The sequence below is a fragment of the Hymenobacter fastidiosus genome, from assembly GCF_039539565.1.
In the GTDB taxonomy this organism is placed as follows: domain Bacteria; phylum Bacteroidota; class Bacteroidia; order Cytophagales; family Hymenobacteraceae; genus Hymenobacter; species Hymenobacter fastidiosus.
On record NZ_BAABDJ010000029.1, the window covers coordinates 1 to 17,398 of the forward strand.

Below are 17,398 nucleotides of genomic sequence, written 5' to 3' on the forward strand. Positions count from 1 at the left end.
ATTTGCCGCGCCGACGCACCACCAGTAACGACTCCAACTGCTGCCAGTCGTGCGTCGATAAATCCGAACTATACCGTTTCTGAACGGCTGAAATGGAGGCTGCTTGCATCCAACAAAACTAACTCAAACAGCTTCTAAGCGTTTGTCATCCTGAGCGCAGCGAAGGACCTGAGCGCACCTGGTAGTTCATCGAGCGGGTACCGTTCAGCCGGGATAAGGTCCTTCGCTCTGCTCAGGATGACAGACTGCTTGACTTTCTAAACAGCTTCACTAACACGGAGCGTATGCGGACGGGGCATAATGCCGGAGCAGTCCTGACTGACCCGCTAGCCAAAGATAAAGCCGGTCCTGTAGCAGAGCCGGCTTTATCTGATCAGCCCTTCAGGGGCATATGGGAGAGTCAGTCGATATTGAACTTGTAGCCGACGCCCTTGATGGTCTGGATGTGGTGGTCGCCGACTTTCTCCCGCACTTTGCGCACGTGAACATCTACGGTGCGGGCCAGCACGAATACATCATTGCCCCAGATGTTCTGCAGCAGCTCGTCGCGGCCAAATACCTTGTGGGGCGATGCGGCCAGGAAAGCCAGCAGCTCAAATTCCTTCTTGGGTAAGGAAATCTTCCGGCCGTCCTGATACACGGCAAACCCGGTGCGGTCGATGGTCAGGCCGTTGATTTCGATGGTTTCCGAAATTGCCTGCGGATCCTTGTCGCGGCGCACGAAGGCGGCCAGGCGGCTGAGCAGGGCGCGGGGCTTGATGGGCTTGGCAATGAAGTCGTCGGCCCCGGCTTCAAAGGCGGCTACTTCCGAGAACTCCTCGGCCCGGGCCGTGAGGAAGATGATGTAGGTATCCTTGAACTTGGGCAGCTCCCGCAGCTGGCGGCAGGTATCGATGCCGTCGAGGTGAGGCATCATCACGTCGAGCAGGACGATGTCGGGCGCGAAGCCGGGCGCAATTTCCAGGGCTTTGCGGCCATCGGGGGCGCTGGCTACTTCGTAGCCCTCTTTGCGCAGATTGTACTCCAGCAGTTCCACGATGTCCGGATCGTCATCAACGACCAGGATCTTGTAGGGGTGAGAAGTGGCGTTTGGATGCACGGGGCAAGGGATTTGGGGGTAAAAGAAAATGCGCGAGGACAAAAATACCGCTTGCCGCACGGCCGGGCGTGTTACCATTGTGTTAATCGCTGATTTTCGCTGACCGGGCGCTGCTGCCGCTGCTGGTTGCTGGCGCGGTTTGGGGCTCAATTTCTTGGCGGGTAATTCCGTCAGCGGCATAAAGTGTAGCTTCTTTGGCTATTCGGTAAAACCGCTGAATGACTTCCGAATCAGCGCCATCAACGGCTAATCAGCGACAATCAGCGATAAAAAAAAGCGACCCGGGTAGAGTCGCTTTCAAGGAAAATCAGTTCTGAGCTACCAGATTCAACCGGCTTTTAAGCCCTTGGTATTTGTACATGTCCACCTTCACGGCTCCCACGAACAGCTCGGCCTGAATAAGAACCGGAATTTTGTTGCGGTCATCGGAAAGGTAAACCGATAACGCGTTTTCCCCGCGAAAAAGCCGGTTGCTCGGCATTTTCGGGACCAGCTTGATAGCGCGGATGTTGCCGGCTTTGGTTTCCACGATTTCGCGGCCTTTGTAAATCACGTCCATCGTGAACACCTGGTTGTCGAAGAAACCCTGAACGCGGATGACGTCACCGACGCGGCGGTTGTCGTAGTTCAGCGTCCGCAGGAAATAGAAGCCGCTGACCATATCCTGCACGTTGTCGGGCACTTTGAAGGTTTCCTGGCGTACGTTGTCCCTGGTTTTCTTGCGGGTTTCCACCTGCGCTGTATGCTTCGCGTGGTCAAAGTCGATGGTTTCCTTCTTGCGGTAGTTGTTCTCCTCGATATTGCGGAAAAACTTCTGGGGCAGAATGCTGGTCGTGTCGATGTAAGTGCGCCAAGTGTCGCGCACCCGCATGAAAAAGTCGAACGAGCCGGTGGTTTTGCCCGTCACGGTAGCCTTGTAGCAGGGCCGCTCGTTCACCCGGTGAATATCGTTGGCCACCTCAATGGTAGCCTCGGCGGCGTTGATGAGGCCGTAGTGGACTTTATACTGGAGTACCTCACCCCGGGCAAAGCTGGAGTTGGACACGGTGCGCCCGGCATCATTCGGCCCGAAGGCAAACAGGGCCGCTAAAGGCAGCAGAACGAGAGAAGACAGGAGCCAGCGGCGCTTCATGAGAACAAACAAAAAAGGGTCTGGCCGATGCTCATTCAAACAGGGTGCCAGCAAAGATATCGCGAAGCCTGCACAATAGCACCGTGCCGGCCTCAAAGGAACGAGGAAGCTGCCCCAAGGTTCAGCAAGGGCCTTTTACCTGATCTGACAAAGCACTAAAAAAGCCTCCCCGGTTTCCCGGAAAGGCTTTCCAAAGCGAAAGATGAATATTAGTCGTCGTCTTCGTCGGTCGACTCCTCCGTTGGGACGGCAGCCAGAACCGCTTCGGGCTCCCCTTTCACCATGTCGCGGATTTGCTTCTCGATTTTGTCGGCCAGCTCGTGGTTGTCGAGCAGGATGGTTTTCACCCCTTCGCGACCCTGGCCGAGGCGGTTGCCGTCGTAGGAGAACCAGGAGCCCGACTTGGCAATGATGCCCATATCGACGCCCAGATCCAGGATTTCGCCTACTTTGCTGATGCCTTCGCCGTAGATGATGTCAAACTCGACCACCTTGAAGGGCGGTGCCAGCTTGTTCTTCACCACCTTCACCTTGGTGCGGTTACCAGTCACATTGTCCTTGTCTTCCTTGATCTGGCCGATGCGGCGGATATCGAGGCGGACCGAGGCGTAGAATTTCAGGGCGTTACCACCAGTAGTGGTTTCAGGGTTGCCGAACATCACGCCGATCTTCTCGCGCAGCTGGTTAATGAAAATGCAGCAGCAGCCGGTCTTGTTAATGGTGCCGGTCAGCTTGCGCAGGGCCTGGCTCATCAAACGGGCCTGCAGACCCATTTTCGAATCGCCCATGTCGCCTTCCAGCTCGCCTTTCGGCACCAGGGCGGCTACGGAGTCGATGACGATAATGTCGATGGCGCCCGACGAAATCAGGTGGTCCGCTATTTCCAGGGCCTGCTCGCCGTTGTCGGGCTGAGCGATGAGCAGATTGGTGGTATCGATGCCCAGCTTTTCGGCGTAGGCGCGGTCGAAGGCGTGCTCGGCATCGATGAAGGCCGCGATGCCGCCTTTTTTCTGCGCCTCGGCAATGCAATGCAGGGTAAGCGTGGTTTTACCGCTCGATTCCGGACCGTAGATTTCGACCACCCGGCCGCGGGGCAGTCCGCCGATACCGAGGGCAATATCCAGGCCCAGCGACCCGGTGCTGATGGTCGCGATGTCGACCACCTTGTTGTCGCTCAGTTTCATGACGGTGCCTTTGCCATAAGCTTTGTCAAGCTTATCCATCGTGAGCTGCAGGGCTTTCAGCTTTTCAGCCTGCGGGTTTGCGGGAGTTTTCTCGGCTTTGTCTGTGGTAGCAGCCATTAGAAGAGGGTTGGGGATAAATGCTTAGGTTTGGTGAATGTAGGCGTTTTTAGCCGCCTAACCAATGCGGGAAAGCCCTTTTACGCCGGGCGTACAAGGCTGTTTTCGGTCGGCAATGGGTAACGCGCCGGAGCTATATTTTGTGCCCGCAATGCTAAAAAAATTTGCTGAATTTCAGACTATGGACGAATGCTAAATTTTTTGTCAAAGCCCGCGGTTCGCTACTGCCTGAAACTGGTATTGTTAGCGTGGGGAAGCACTATCAGTCCCGCCTGGGCGCAGCTCGATAATTCGGCTTTCGTTCACCCGCTTCCCGTGGGCCCGCAGTACGAGCGGCAGCTGCGGCTCGACGTGCAGGCTTTTCTTTTCAACAAGGACAACGAGTATTTCAACAAGATTGAGGAAGGGCGTACATATTTCGGGGCCCAGCTGGCGCCGCGGCTGGTATACTTCCCCACGGCCAACCTGCGGGTGGAGGCCGGCGTGTTTTTATGGAAAAACTATGGCACGGCCCGCTTCCGGGAAATCCAGCCGCTGCTCACCATCAAATACCAGAATGGCCCGCACAGCATCCTGTTCGGTAATATCGAGGGCAATCTGCACCACGGCTACATCGAGCCGATGTTCGACTTCGAACGGGTGATGACCAACCGACTGGAAGAGGGCGTGCAGTATAAGCTGCAGAAAAAGCGCCTGAGCCTGGATGCCTGGGTCGACTGGCAGCGGCAGCAATACCCGTTCAGCAACTTTCAGGAGGAAGTGGCCGGCGGCCTCGCCACCGAGGCCACGGTAGCCGGCGACTCTGCCGGCTGGTGGCTGCGGGTGCCGTTTCAGTTCACCGGCACCCACCGCGGCGGCCAGATTGATACGGTCGACGCGCCGCTGCAAACGCTGTTCAACCTGGCCAGCGGCCTGCGGGTGCGCAAGCCGCTGGCGTCGCGCTTTTTTCACGCCGTGCATTTCGACGGCTACGTCACGTATTTCGACGACTACTCCTTCACCGACGTGCTGGCGTTCCGCCGGGGCACGGGGCTGTATCTGAATGCGGGGGTGGATACGCGCCTCTCGAACCTACAGGTGGCGTATTGGCGCGGCAACGGCTATATCTCCCCGCTGGGCGGACCGCTCTACCGCTCCATTTCCAATACCGTCAACAACCCGCAGTACGTGGATAAAAACCGGCAGCTACTCATTGCCCGCTTCCTGAAGGACTACCGCCTGCCCGGCAACCTGATTATGACCACCCGCTTCGAGCCGCTCTACGACCTCAATAATGGGCTGTTCGACTTTTCCTTCGCCCTGTATTTCAACTTCAACCAGAGCTTTTTGCTGACCACCATCCGCCGGGGCGTAGAGTAGGGCTTAGTAAGCAGGTTGGTCAGGCCGGGCGGTCCAGCTGATAGCAGAGAATATCGGCGGCGCCGCGCAGGAGCCACCGCCGGCGGTCAGGGACGGAGCGGAACCCTACCGCTGCCGCCACTGCTATGCTGCGCGGATTGTTGGGCCGGCACCGGATGGTGAGCTGCCGGGCCTGTAGCGGTGCGGTGAAGCCAAACGCGGCGGCGGCCGTCAGCGCCTCGCGGGCATAGCCCTGGCCTTCGGCTTCGGCGGCGAGATAATACCCGATTTCCGCACTCACGGGCCGGCTCCAGGCTGGGCGCAGGCTGATGTCGCCCAGGTAGAGGCTGGTGTCGCGGTGCCAGATGCCGAGTACGTAGAGGCGGCCGGTGCGCCAGTCCTGCTGAAAGGCAGCCAGTACGCGCCGGGCATCGGCTGGAGTCTGGACGGCCGCTACCCGGGCCGGAAAGGTTGGGGACAGGCGCGGCCGGTTCTGCGCCAGCAGGGTGAAAAAAGGCGCTTCATCCGTTAACTCGTACGGTCGTAGCAGCAGGCGGGCCGTGAGAATCGGGGTCAGCGGCGGAGCAACAGAGGGAGCACGACTCATAAGGCTAGGGGGCACGCTCAATCTACGCGCAAACCCGCCGCCAAGATAACCGGGCCGAACCGGCTTCTTACAAAAAACGCCGCCCGGTTGCGGGCGGCGTTTAGCTCTACTTCCTGAAGCAGGCTTACTTGTTTACCACCAGCGCCGTAAAGTGGGGGTGCTGATACTGCATGGGGCTGCCCAGGGCTTGCTGGGTGCGCATCACGTTCACCTGCCGGGCGGTTTCGTTGAAGAACTCCAGCCGGCGAATCAGCATCTCCTTGGTCAGGACGCGTCCTTCGGGGGTACTCATTGCGGCCCGCTTGTCGTCCAGAATCTGACGGATAATGGCTTCGGTGGCCGAGGCGTGCGGCAGGTACTGCTGACTGAACTCGCCCAGCCGGGCCAGCCCCTCGGTGGTGAGGTGATAATTCCCGCCGCCTTGGTTCAGTACTTCGCAAAGCACGTAGATTTCCAGGGGCAGCGACGTTGCGAGGGCCGTAGTGCGCAAGTCCAGCCCGGCGTCCAGGGCGTCGAGAATGATGGCGACGTTGCGCTCAAATTGCTGATAGTAGGACGGGACTTCCATTTCGTTGGGGTCTTGGGGGCTTGGGGGCTTGGGGACTCAGGGGCTTGGGTTTCTCTTCCGACGGTGCAGAATAGCTGCATTCAGATGGACCAAAAGCCGGTCAGAACCATAACCAGGTTCCTCAGACCCCAAGTCCCCGGGACCCTACAGTAGTTCTTTGATGATCTGCTCGACGCTGATGCCCTCAGCTTCGGCTTTGAAGTTGCGGACCAGCCGGTGCCGTAGAATGGGCAGGGCCACGGCCTTCACGTCTTCGATATCGGGGGAGTATTTGCCATTCAGCAGGGCGTTGCACTTGGCTCCCACAATGAGGTGCTGCGATGCCCGCGGCCCCGCGCCCCACTCCAGCAGCTGGGTGGCGCGGCCGGCGGCGCGGTCAGTATTGGGGCGGGTTTTGTGCACCAGGCTCACGGCGTATTCTACCACGTTGTCGGCCACCGGCACGCGACGGACCAGATGCTGATACGCCAGAATATCGTCGGCGTGCAGAATCTTGCCCACGGTCGGTTTGGTATCCGAGGTGGTGTTTTTCACGATTTGCAGCTCCGCTTCGTAGCTCGGATAATCGAGCTGAATGTTGAACATGAAGCGGTCCAGCTGGGCTTCGGGCAGCGGGTAAGTGCCCTCCTGCTCAATCGGGTTCTGGGTGGCCAGCACGAAGAACGGGCGTTCCAGCGGGTAGCGCTGCCCGGCTACCGTCACCGAATACTCCTGCATGCTTTCCAGCAGCGCCGCCTGCGTTTTGGGCGGGGTCCGGTTGATTTCGTCGGCCAGCACGATGTTAGCAAACACGGGACCCTTCACAAACTGGAAGTCGCGCTGCTGGGTCAGGGTCTCGGAGCCCACGATGTCCGACGGCATCAGGTCCGGGGTGAACTGAATGCGGTTGAACGACAGGTCGAGCGAGTCGGCAATGGTCTGAATGAGCAGCGTCTTGGCCAGGCCGGGCACCCCGACCAGCAGGCAGTGGCCCTGCGAAAACACGGCCGTCAGCACGAGGCGCACCACGTCGTCCTGCCCGATGATTACTTTGCCGATTTCCTTGCGCAACGTTTGGTAAGAAGCTGCCAGCGCATCGGCGGCTTCTTTATCGGAAGAGAATGTGCGCATTAAGTCGTTGTTGGTTTTTGGGTGTTCGTTTTTTGGCTTTTGATAATTTTAGTGGGCTGAAAACCAAAAACGAACAACCAAAAACGAAGAAATTAATTAACCGCGTCCAGCAGCTTACAGTCGAGATAGCGCGGGTCGACTTCGATATAGACGCTGCTGCGGTTCTGGAGAAACCACTCATCCAGGGCCTTGTTTTTCTTTTCGTTCAGGGCCGCCCCGGCTATTTTCTGGTAGTCGTCCTTCAGGTTGGCCTGGTGCGGGGGCGTGTTCGATTTCAGCCAGATAATGCGCATCGCATCCTTGCCGTCGTCGGTGCGATAGGGTAGGGGCGGCGTGATGCGGCCTACTTTCATCGTATCGATGGTGAAGAAGATGGCCGGGTCGAGCTTGTCGAGGGGCAGGTAAGTGCTGCCGTCCTGGCGGTTGGCAATCAGGCCGCCGTTGCCGCTGGTCAGCTTATCGTCGGACTGGTCTTTGGCGGCTTTGGCGAAGGTAAGGCTGTCGGCCAGAATACGGGTGCGCAGCTTGGCCAGCTGCAGGGCGGCCTCGCTCACGTCGTTGTTGCCGGTAGCGGGTTTGAGCAGAATGTGCCGGGTGCTGTACGAGTCGCCCTTGCGCTCAATCAACTGAATCAGGTGAAAGCCGAACTGCGACTCGACCACCGGCGACATCTGCCCGGGCTCCAGTTTCAACGCCGCCGCCTCATACTGCGGCACCAGCTCCTTGCGCTTAAAGAACCCCAGGTAGCCTCCTTCTACGGCCGAGCCCGGGTCTTCGGAGTACTGCTTGGCCAGGGTGGCAAAATCCTCCCCACCCAAAATGCGGGCCCGGATATCGTTGAGCTTGGTAAGGGTTTCCTGCTTGGCTTTGGTGTTCACCTGGGCCAGCTTGATAATCTGCCCTACTTCTACCTCCGTGGAATAGTACGGCAGGCTGTCTTTGGGCGTGCGGTTGAAATACTGGCGTACTTCCCGGGGGGTCACGGTTACTTTGCCCGCAATGGTTTCCTGCATTTTCTGCTGCACCAGCTGCTCCTTCACCTGAGGCCGCAGGTCGTCTTTGAGCTGCTTGAGCGACTTGTTATAGTATTCCTCCAGCTTTTTCTCCGAGCCGATCTGCTGGACGAAGTAGGCCATCCGGCGGTCCAGCTCCCCTTTCACCTGGGAATCTTCTACCACCACCGAGTCAGTTTCGGCCTTGGCCAGCATCAGCTTGTTGAGCACGATGCTTTGCAGAATCCGGCAGCGCAGATCAGGGGGCAGGGGCTTGCCCTCCGCCTGGGCCACCTGCTGGGCGTAGACGGCCTCCAGATCGGAGCTGAGCACGATCTGGTTGTCCACTTTCACGATGATAGCATCGACCACGGAACGACCCGCGGGCCGGCCAATACCGAGCTGGGCAACACTGGCGCTTACCGTGCCAGCTACTACCATTAGGGTCAGTAGCGCCACGCGAACTGACAAACGAACGAATTGAATCATGGAATCGAGAAGAGTAACATCCGGGGGCATCAGTAGGCCTTCCGGATCAATCGGCTGGAGAAACGCAGAAAGCCGCCCGTAAATTTCAACATAAATCCCTTCTCCGGCAAAAAAGCTGGAGCGAGGGTTATCCTATCTACCTGATAAACGCCCAGGGTCTGGTCTGGCGGTAGTATCCTGATTGTGCGGCCGCAGTTGTTGGCCGTCGCCCTCATGGAGCCGCGCGGGTAGCTCCGCGTTGCATGTAACGGCGGATAAAAGAAAAGCCCCGGTGGCACCGGAGCTTTTCTGCATTGCATTAGTCAGGGGGAAATCTACTTGGTCACCAGCTTATCTATTTCGGCCTGGTTCAACTTGACGGGATACTTGTCGCGCAGCTGCGTAATCCACTGCTTCTCCAGATAATTCTGATAGTCGGAAGTCGCCTGGCCCCGGGCATCTGCCAGCGTCTTTGGCCCGGCCGGCAGCACTTTATCGATGGTCACGGCATAGTAGCGGCCATCCTGCTGCACGGGGTAGGACCCCGGACCACGGTCCAGCAGGCCGTCCATTACTTTGTTGTCGCCTTTCACGAAGCTGCGCTGCGTGATCTGAATGGCCAGCGGGTTCTGCGCATTCAGGGTTTCTTCCAGCGCGGCCGGGTTCGTACCCGTCAGGGCCAGCTGGGCTGAGCCATCGGCGGCCGTCCGGGTCTTCGCCGCCGGGCTGAGCTGCCGGGCCGGTACGCCTTTGCTGGTCAGGTACAGCACTACGTTGCTGGCGCGCTTCTTCGCTACGGCCGCGCTTTCGCCCTTTTTAGCCCGGCCCGTAACCACGAGGTTCAGGGTGGTATCGGCCTGCAGCTGGCTGGCCAGGCGGTCGAGACTGCTCCAGGCGCCCTTGAGAATATCCGCCGTGCCGGGGCGAAAGGCTACGGTAGCGGGTACTCCGTTCTTCACCGGGTAGCGGCCATTCTTCATCTGAGCCTGAGCCTGAGCCAGGAGCCGGGCAGTAGCCGCGCTAACCACCGTGCCCTGTACCCGCGGACCCCACTGATACTTGCTCTGGTTCTCAGTAAAGAACTTCTGCAGGCCCACGGTGTCCTCAATGGCTTTGGACCACACCTTCTCATCCATCAGCTGAAACAGCAGAATACCGTCGCGATACTCTTTTACCAGCATCCGGTAGTCCTCGTACTTGGTTTCCAGGTTGGCCTTCTCGTATTCCGTCAGCTGCTGATCTACGTATTGGTCGTAGAGCTGCTGCATGGTATAGCGTGGTTCCGAGCCGGGACGGGCTTTCTGGTTCTGCTGTGCATAAGTCAGAAAGTCCTTCACCAGATAAGGCTTGTCCTTGATGGTGAATAGCAGTGAATTATCGCCCGTCGTTTTGCCGGCCTTGGCGGGGGCAGGCAAGGCGGTATACCTGAAACGGCCGTTTACCAGCGCCGTATCAGCTTTGGTAAACACATAATCCTTGCTGGCTTTGTTCTCGGTGAAGCTGTTTTCAGTGCGGATACGCTTCAGGAACGCGGACCGGTTCAGCTCGGAGCGGGAATCCTTGGATACCTTGCTTTTCAGCGACGGCTCCATATCCTCGAATTTAGCGACGGGCTGCTTTTCGATCAGCTTGATGATGTGCCAGCCGTAAGGCGTCGACACCGGTGCTGCCAGGTCGCCGGGGTTCTGGAGGCGGAAGGCACTTTCCTCAAAGCTGGGAATCATGCGGCCCGTACCGAAAGGAGGCAGCTCCCCCCCATTGGCGGCGGAGCCGGCATCTTCCGAAAACTGCGCGACCAGCTTCTCCCAGTTTTCCTGCCGCTTGAGCCGGGCATAGAGCTCATCAATCTTTTTCTTGGCGGTCACCGAGTCTGCCTTCGGCATACCCGGGGTGGCCCGGATCATGAGGTGGGCGACTTTGATTTCGCCCTGGGCCTGCCGCATGTCGTTGACCTTGATGAGGTGGTAGCCGAAGCGGGTGCGGACGGGCTGGGAAACCTCCCCAACTTTGGTTTTGTAAGCCGCTGACTCGAAGGGATACACCATCTGCATGGCGGTGAAGTAGCCCAGCTTGCCCCCGTTTTCGCGGGCCGAGGGATCTTCGGAGGTTTCGCTGGCCACTTTGCCGAAGTCTTCGCCCCCCGTTACCCGCTGCCGCAGGGCTACAATTTTCTGGTAGGCTACCAGCGTATCCTTAGGGTCGGCATCGGGGGTAATGCGGATCAGCACGTGAGAAGCATTTACCTCCTGGCCCATCCGGTCGTAGGCTTCCCGCACGAGCTGATCGGTTACGCTCTTCTCCGTGAGGTAAGGCTGGGCCAGCTGCTGCTTGTAGCCTTCCAGCTCCTGCCTGAAGGCCCGGGTGGTGTCGAGCCCCCGCTGTTCGGCTTCCAGCACCTTGAGCTTGAAGTTGGTGTAGAGGTCCAGGTATTCGCCAACGCTGGCTTTGGTCCCGTATTCCGGGGCCGTGCTGTTGTTTTTGCGGTATACGTAGGCAAATTCCGCCGCGGGCACGGCCGTCGTGCCGAGCGTTTCCACTACGGGCTGTGGGGCCGACGTCAGGGATTTGGTAGTCTGGCACCCGGCCAGCAATGCAACGGCAAGAGGGCCGGCGTACAGAATGCGTTTGTGCATACAGGGAATAAGAAACTACTAAAGCGAACTGTCAGCGCCGGCACGTCCGTAACCGGAGCGGCAGCTTGCTGCAATTTTACGGATTTTTTTTGGGCTGCTCCCTGCCGGTGGTCAACACGGCCGATACAAAAAAAAAGCACTTCGCGGCTGAAGTGCTTTTTCTGCGGCAAGACTGACCAGTCAGGCTATCTTCTTGTACAACCGACACACGTTGTGCGTTCCGGTGGTCGAGAATTCTACCCGATCCATGATGCGGTTGACCAGCGCCATGCCCACACCGCCTTTTTTGCCCGTGCGGATGTGTTCCTGCAGGTCCGGCTCCCGGTAGGTAGACGGGGCATACGATGAGGGGCTGTCATCCTCTATTTCGATGCCGAAAACCTGATTGTCGACGGTCACCCGCAAGTCCAGATGCTGCGCTTCGTCCTCCCCATTGGCATGGATGATCAGGTTGGCTACTACTTCATCTACGGCCAGCACAATTTGGTTGAGGTGCAAATCGGATAAGCTATAGGTTGCCAGATACGTGCTGACAAAGTCGCGCACTACCTTCAGATTACTGCGGCTACAACTGATCCGAATTGCGTTTTTCATTCCCCTCGCGTTATCCTTCGGCAGCTTAGATGGCGGTGGCTTCCGCCTCCGATGGCACAATGGTCATCAGGGCGTCCAGGCCCAGAATCTCAAAGACGTTGTGAACCTTCTCCTGCATGTTAAAGAAGACCAGCTTCACGTTGGCATCCTGAAACTGCTGCAGATGGGAAATAAAAACCCCTAAGCCCGCGGATGAAATATAGTTCAGGCGCTGGCAGTCGATGAGGACCTTCTGATACTTGAGCACGTCCGGTTGAGTAAGCTCCGTGTCGAGCAAAACCGAAGAGCTGGCATCCAGTTCGCCATCCAGGCTGAGGATTAGGGTGTTTTCGGTGGACTGTTGCGTTATTTTCATGCCTCCTCTGTACGTTAACTTAAGGGTTCGGGTTGGGCCGCTTTAAATTTGATGACCAGCAGCGTTTGGTCGTCGTGCATGGGCTGACCAAAACTGAACTCGTCGAGGTCGTTCAGGATCTGCTGTTTGATTTCGTCAGCCTCAAGGTAATAGTTGCGCTCCAGCATTTGCTTGAGTCGCTCCTCGCCATATTCTTCCTGATCTGCGCCCCGCGCTTCCACAATGCCATCGGTGTAGATGACCATGACGTCGCCGGGATTGTAGTCGTAAAACTGGTTCTTGATATGCTTCTCGTAGCCGTCGTTGCGGATAATGCCCAGGCCCAGGCCCGCCGTGCGGAAATAGGAAACCTCTTCTTTGATGGAATGATAGTAGAGCGTATGGCAGTGGCCGGCGCGGGCAAACACGAATCCCCCGTGCTCGTAGTCGACGATGTACAGCGCCGCGGTGATGAACGACGATTTTTCCAGGCAGTGCGTCAGGGCGCGGTTGGCCATGGCCATAAACTTGCTGGGCACCGGAAATTTCTCCCGCTCATCCTTGGCCAGGGGATTTTCCTGCATCAGGGCGTGGAAGATTCCCTTCATCTGGGCCATGTGGAAGGCGGCCGTGATGCCCTTCCCCGATACGTCGCCGATCAGGATGGCGAGCCGCTTACCGGGCAGGTGCAGAAAGTCGTAGAAGTCGCCGCCCACTTCCTTGGCGGCCCGGGCGTGGGAACCGATTTCAAACCAGTTGTCGATGGGTAGATTCTTAGGAATCAGGCTGTCCTGCACGGAGGAAGCGATTTTCAGCTCTTCCTGGACCCGCTCATTCTGCAGCGAACTGGCCAGCAGGTGCAGATTTTCGATGCTCAGCACCGTTTGGGTAGCGAACGTCTGCAGAATACCCAGGTTTTCGTGGTCAAAGCCCTGACGCTGCCCCTTCAACATATACAGGGAGCCATACTGTCGTTTGGCTGAGCGCATGGGCATCACAATTAAGGAGCCTAGCGGCAGGTTGAGGGCCTGAAAGCCGCTGCTGTTGGGAAGGTCGTTGTTGAGGTATTCAATCTGGCCCAGATCATAGTCGGCCAGCAAGGTGCGAATAGCGGCGATAGTGTCTTCCTCAATGTTGAAGGACTTACCATACAGCAGGCCGCGGGCTTCGTTGCGTACGTCCAGCCAGGCGGCATCGGCTTCTACGGTCTGCACGGCGGCGTCGAACAGCATGTCATATACTTCCTGCTCGGTCTGGCCCTTCTGAATGAGTTGGCTGAGCCGTTGCAGGCTCAGCATTTCCTCGCGCTTCTGCTCAAACAGACCGGCCGTCGGTAGATTGAATAAGGTGATGAGCAAGCCTATCAGCGCATAGAAAAAGGCGCTGAATACCAGCAGGAGCAAAAATCCGTGTTGAGCAGCAGGGGCTACCAGCCGAGCCTGCTGGGTGATGCGCAGAAAGTAAACTGCGAAAATGGTTATGCACAGCAGCAGCGCAATCTGCATGAGCACGGCTTCCCATTTCTGCCGCCGGTTCAGATACGCTATCCATTTCTGATGACTGCTCAGGTAAATGCCAAACAGGGCCAGCCCCCCCAGAATACCATAGGTTAGCCCTGCGGGCGGGGTCCAGTTCAGTAGTCGCAGCAACAGGGTAACGCCGAGCAGGACTTCGAACCAGTGCCAGTTACTGCGAATAGTGGGCGACGCCCGGAACAGTACCAAAGAGCGCCAGGTATAGTTGGCGTAGGCCAGAAAGCAGACGAACAAGCCCAGATTAATAGTATAAATCAGGGAGAAGAACGTCTGGTCAGTGGTGGGCGCCCGCAACTGGACCAGGCGCTCCGCTAGGTGGAGCCCAACGCAACCAGCCGCTACCAACCCCGGTCCCAAAAGTAACCGCCGAAGCAGTCCGATGAAATCGGTGCCCCGCAAAGGGTCCGGCAGCCCGCGCTGATAGAGGAAGGCCCCCACCACAAATGCAGTCTGGGCCACCAGCGTCACCCAGTCGGGGACGAGCCCGGCACGGTCGGTAGCAGAATGAAGCAGCGCACTGATGAGCAATGCCAGCCAGCTCAGCGCCGTGAGTGGCAGAACAGCAGGTTTCAGCTTCTGGAGAAAATGCATGAACAGAGTAGAGTACGGCAGTCAGCCCCGGCCGGAAAACCGGTCCGGAATCAGTCGGCTAAGATAGCGTCTGAATGCCGAATAAAGGATCAGGAGTTTCGAATAACCAGCCTGGCAAATGTAGGCAGCTGAAGATGAAGTCTATACCCCGGAAAGTAGTAGCGCAGGTAACGGAACGGGGAACAACCTATAGTCAGCGCCCCACGGCGAAACCGGCATTCCGGAAAAGCCAAAACCGGCCGTAACTCAAACCGCCCCACCGGGTGCGCACGGCGGGGCGGTTTGAGTTACTCTGGATCATCAGGCCCGACCAAAGCCGACTGGAGCGGCCGTCGGTCGGGCCCACAGGCTATGCTCCCCGGCGGATTACTCTACCGGCTGCTGTAGTTGGGCGACTCGCTGGTGATCTGGACGTCGTGGGGGTGACTTTCGCGCAAACCGGCGTTGGTGATGCGGACCATGCGGGCCTGCTGCAGCACCTCAATGGTAGCCGCCCCGCAGTAGCCCATGCCCGCGCGCAGGCCACCGGCCAGCTGATAGAGCACTTCCCCCGCGCCGCCCTTGAAGGGCACCCGGCCCACAATGCCCTCCGGCACCAGTTTCTTCACGTCATCCTCGGCATCCTGGAAGTAGCGGTCCTTGGAGCCTTCTTCCATGGCCTCTACCGAGCCCATCCCCCGGTACGACTTGAACTTGCGGCCCTCGTAGATAATAATGTCGCCGGGGGCTTCCTCGGTGCCGGCCAGCAACGAGCCGATCATGATGCTGGATGCTCCGGCGGCCAGGGCTTTCACCGCGTCGCCGCTGAACTTCACGCCGCCGTCGGCAATGAGTGGTACGCCGGTGCCTTGTAGTCCCCGGGCGGCTTCCATCACGGCCGAAAGCTGGGGCACGCCGATACCGGCGATGATGCGGGTGGTGCAGATGGAGCCGGGACCAACGCCCACTTTCACCGCGTCGGCCCCGGCATCGGCCAGGGCGCGGGCGCCTTCGGCAGTAGCTACGTTGCCGGCAATGACTTCAAGCCGGGGAAACTGCTTCTTGATGCTGCGTACGGCATCGAGTACGCCCTTGGAATGGCCGTGGGCGGTATCCACACTCACTACGTCTACGCCCGCCTCTACGAGAGCAGCCACCCGGTCGAGCAGGTCGGCGGTGACGCCCACGGCGGCTCCGACCCGGAGGCGGCCGAATTCATCTTTGGAAGCGTGCGGCGTGCGGCGGCGCTTGCGGATGTCTTTGTAGGTGATGAGCCCGGTGAGACGGCCGTCCTGGTCAATTACCGGCAGCTTCTCCACTTTATATTCCTGCAGGATGTCCTCGGCCCGGGCTAGATCGGTGCCGGTTTCGGTGGTTATAAGCTTGCCTTTGGTCATCACCTCCGATACGGGACGGGCCATATCTTTTTCGAAGCGCAGGTCCCGGTTGGTCAGAATGCCTTTGAGCTTACGCTGGGCGTCGATAATCGGAATACCACCAATCTTGTGCTTGCGCATCAGTTGCTTGGCGTCGCCGAGGGTGGCGTGCTCTTCCAGCGTGAACGGGTCGAGGATCATGCCGCTTTCCGACCGTTTCACCCGGCGCACCTGCTCGGCCTGCGCCTTGATGCTCATGTTTTTGTGAATGATGCCGAGGCCGCCTTCCTGGGCCATGGTAATAGCCAGCTCCGATTCCGTGACCGTATCCATGGCCGCCGAAACGAACGGCAGATTCAGGCGGATGTTTCGGGTGAGTTGGGCGCTGGTGTCGGCATCGCGGGGCAGAACCTCGGAGTATGCCGGCAGCAGCAGCACATCGTCGTAGGTGAGGGCCTCGAAGGCAATTTTGGGGAGGGCGTCGGCAGCCATGAGCAACAAGTTGTTAGGGGACACTTATTGCCGGGCAAAGCTACGACGAAAACTTGGGTGCAAGGGCGGGCCAGGGGTATCTATTTGTAAAAACGGGCTATTGGTAACCGCCGCGGGCGGTCTGCGCCCCGGGGATGGGCATTATCCCTGACCGCTCCAACAGTTCAGGCCCGTTCTGGTAAAGCAGGGTAAGCAAAAAAATAAACCTGCTTTGCCTTTCCGGAGTTGAAAGACCCTACCACTGACAAAGCTGACCGCCGGGGCCCAGCTTTTTCGTGTTCGTCTAACCCTGTTCGGGCCAGGCCTGAACCTTTCCACTTCTTATGACCACCAACTCTAAAAACTGGTTTATCACTGGCGTCAGCACTGGCTTTGGGGCTGCCCTGGCGGATCTGCTCCTCGAAAAAGGCGATAAAGTGGCCGCTACCTTCCGCCAGCAGGCGCAGGCCGATGCCTTCACCCAACAAGCCGGCGCCAATGGGCAGGGCTTCGTGTGTGAGGTTACCGACGAGCAGCAGGTAAAGCAGACGGTGCAGGCGGCCATCAAGGCCCTGGGCCATATCGACGTAGTCGTGAACAACGCGGGCTACGGCTCGTTGGGCAGCATTGAGGAAATCGACGCGGCCGAGGTGCTGCGCCAGTTCGATGTGAACGTGTTTGGGCCGCTGCACGTGCTGCGGGCCGTGCTGCCCCACCTGCGGGAGCGGAAAAGCGGCCACGTGCTCAACATCACCAGTATTGGGGGCCTGAAAACCTTCCCCGGCGTGGGCATTTACAATGCTTCCAAATTTGCGCTGGAAGCTATTGGCGAAAGTCTCGCCCAGCAGGTCGCGCCGCTCGGGATTAAAGTGACCAACATCGAGCCCAGCGGGTTCCGTACGGAGTGGGCCGGGGCTTCCGCGAACTTCGTCGATACCAGCATCGAGGATTACCGCGCTACGGTGGGCGAAAACCTCAAAGGCATCCAAAGCAACAGCGGCCGCCAGCCCGGCGACCCGGTGCGGGCGGCCCAAACCATGTACGACCTCGTGCGCCAGGAAAATCCGCCCCTGCATCTGCCCCTGGGCAAGGCTGCCGTGAAAGGAGCCCGGGAGAAATTCACGGGTTTGCTGCTTGAGCTGGAAGCCGTAGCCGAAACCGGCAACGCGGCTGATTTCCCGGAAGGAGAATAATCGGTCTGAAGGAACAGCTGAAAATCCCGCCCCGGAAGCACTGTTGCTTTCGGGACGGGATTTTTGGTTGCTCAAGC

At 58.6% G+C, this 17,398-nt stretch carries 14 protein-coding genes; 2 read left to right on the forward strand and 12 right to left on the reverse strand.

Annotated elements, in window-relative coordinates; translation table 11 throughout:
* Positions 1–400: 400 nt before the first annotated feature.
* From ABD833_RS12685 to recA, 3 genes are all read right to left on the reverse strand, one after another.
* The gene (locus ABD833_RS12685; RefSeq protein ID WP_345073448.1) at positions 401–1,099 is read right to left on the reverse strand and encodes a response regulator transcription factor; all 699 of its coding nucleotides are present in this window, start codon (positions 1,097–1,099) and stop codon (positions 401–403) included.
* A gap of 307 nt (positions 1,100–1,406) precedes the next feature.
* Positions 1,407–2,231 (reverse strand): DUF3108 domain-containing protein, encoded by an 825-nt coding sequence (locus ABD833_RS12690; protein ID WP_345073449.1) that lies wholly within the window; start codon positions 2,229–2,231, stop codon positions 1,407–1,409.
* A 209-nt stretch (positions 2,232–2,440) separates the two neighbouring features.
* Entirely contained in the window at positions 2,441–3,532 is a 1,092-nt protein-coding gene (gene recA / locus ABD833_RS12695; RefSeq protein WP_345073450.1) for a recombinase RecA, read from the reverse strand.
* A 240-nt stretch (positions 3,533–3,772) separates the two neighbouring features.
* Here recA and ABD833_RS12700 point away from each other — a divergent pair, with 240 nt between their 5' ends.
* Positions 3,773–4,891: a hypothetical protein gene (locus ABD833_RS12700; protein WP_345073451.1), complete on the forward strand. Its 1,119-nt coding sequence runs from the start codon at positions 3,773–3,775 to the stop codon at positions 4,889–4,891.
* A 19-nt stretch (positions 4,892–4,910) separates the two neighbouring features.
* Here the strand turns inward: ABD833_RS12700 and ABD833_RS12705 are convergent, their stop codons facing one another.
* The 9 genes from ABD833_RS12705 to guaB form a co-directional block, all read right to left on the reverse strand.
* Positions 4,911–5,477 carry a GNAT family N-acetyltransferase gene (locus ABD833_RS12705; protein WP_345073453.1) on the reverse strand — a complete coding sequence of 189 codons (567 nt, stop codon included), beginning with the start codon at positions 5,475–5,477 and terminating at the stop codon, positions 4,911–4,913.
* 124 nt (positions 5,478–5,601) lie between these two features.
* Entirely contained in the window at positions 5,602–6,045 is a 444-nt protein-coding gene (locus tag ABD833_RS12710; RefSeq protein WP_345073455.1) for a hypothetical protein, read from the reverse strand.
* A gap of 144 nt (positions 6,046–6,189) precedes the next feature.
* Positions 6,190–7,155, reverse strand: a complete 966-nt coding sequence (locus ABD833_RS12715) for an AAA family ATPase (RefSeq protein WP_345073456.1) — start codon at positions 7,153–7,155, stop codon at positions 6,190–6,192.
* Between the two features lie 92 nt (positions 7,156–7,247).
* Positions 7,248–8,636, reverse strand: coding sequence for a peptidylprolyl isomerase (locus tag ABD833_RS12720; protein WP_345073457.1), 1,389 nt, complete (start codon positions 8,634–8,636; stop codon positions 7,248–7,250).
* Positions 8,637–8,950: 314 nt separating this feature from the next.
* The gene (locus ABD833_RS12725) at positions 8,951–11,248 is read right to left on the reverse strand and encodes a peptidylprolyl isomerase (RefSeq protein WP_345073458.1); all 2,298 of its coding nucleotides are present in this window, start codon (positions 11,246–11,248) and stop codon (positions 8,951–8,953) included.
* A gap of 180 nt (positions 11,249–11,428) precedes the next feature.
* Positions 11,429–11,842: an ATP-binding protein gene (locus ABD833_RS12730; RefSeq protein WP_345073459.1), complete on the reverse strand. Its 414-nt coding sequence runs from the start codon at positions 11,840–11,842 to the stop codon at positions 11,429–11,431.
* Positions 11,843–11,867: 25 nt separating this feature from the next.
* Positions 11,868–12,197, reverse strand: coding sequence for an STAS domain-containing protein (locus ABD833_RS12735; protein WP_345073460.1), 330 nt, complete (start codon positions 12,195–12,197; stop codon positions 11,868–11,870).
* 14 nt (positions 12,198–12,211) lie between these two features.
* Positions 12,212–14,302 carry a PP2C family protein-serine/threonine phosphatase gene (locus tag ABD833_RS12740; RefSeq protein WP_345073462.1) on the reverse strand — a complete coding sequence of 697 codons (2,091 nt, stop codon included), beginning with the start codon at positions 14,300–14,302 and terminating at the stop codon, positions 12,212–12,214.
* Between the two features lie 371 nt (positions 14,303–14,673).
* Positions 14,674–16,149, reverse strand: coding sequence for an IMP dehydrogenase (gene guaB, locus ABD833_RS12745; RefSeq protein ID WP_345073463.1), 1,476 nt, complete (start codon positions 16,147–16,149; stop codon positions 14,674–14,676).
* Between the two features lie 323 nt (positions 16,150–16,472).
* Between guaB and ABD833_RS12750 the strand changes: the two genes are divergently transcribed.
* The gene (locus ABD833_RS12750) at positions 16,473–17,321 is read left to right on the forward strand and encodes an oxidoreductase (RefSeq protein WP_345073465.1); all 849 of its coding nucleotides are present in this window, start codon (positions 16,473–16,475) and stop codon (positions 17,319–17,321) included.
* The last annotated feature ends 77 nt before the right edge of the window (positions 17,322–17,398 follow it).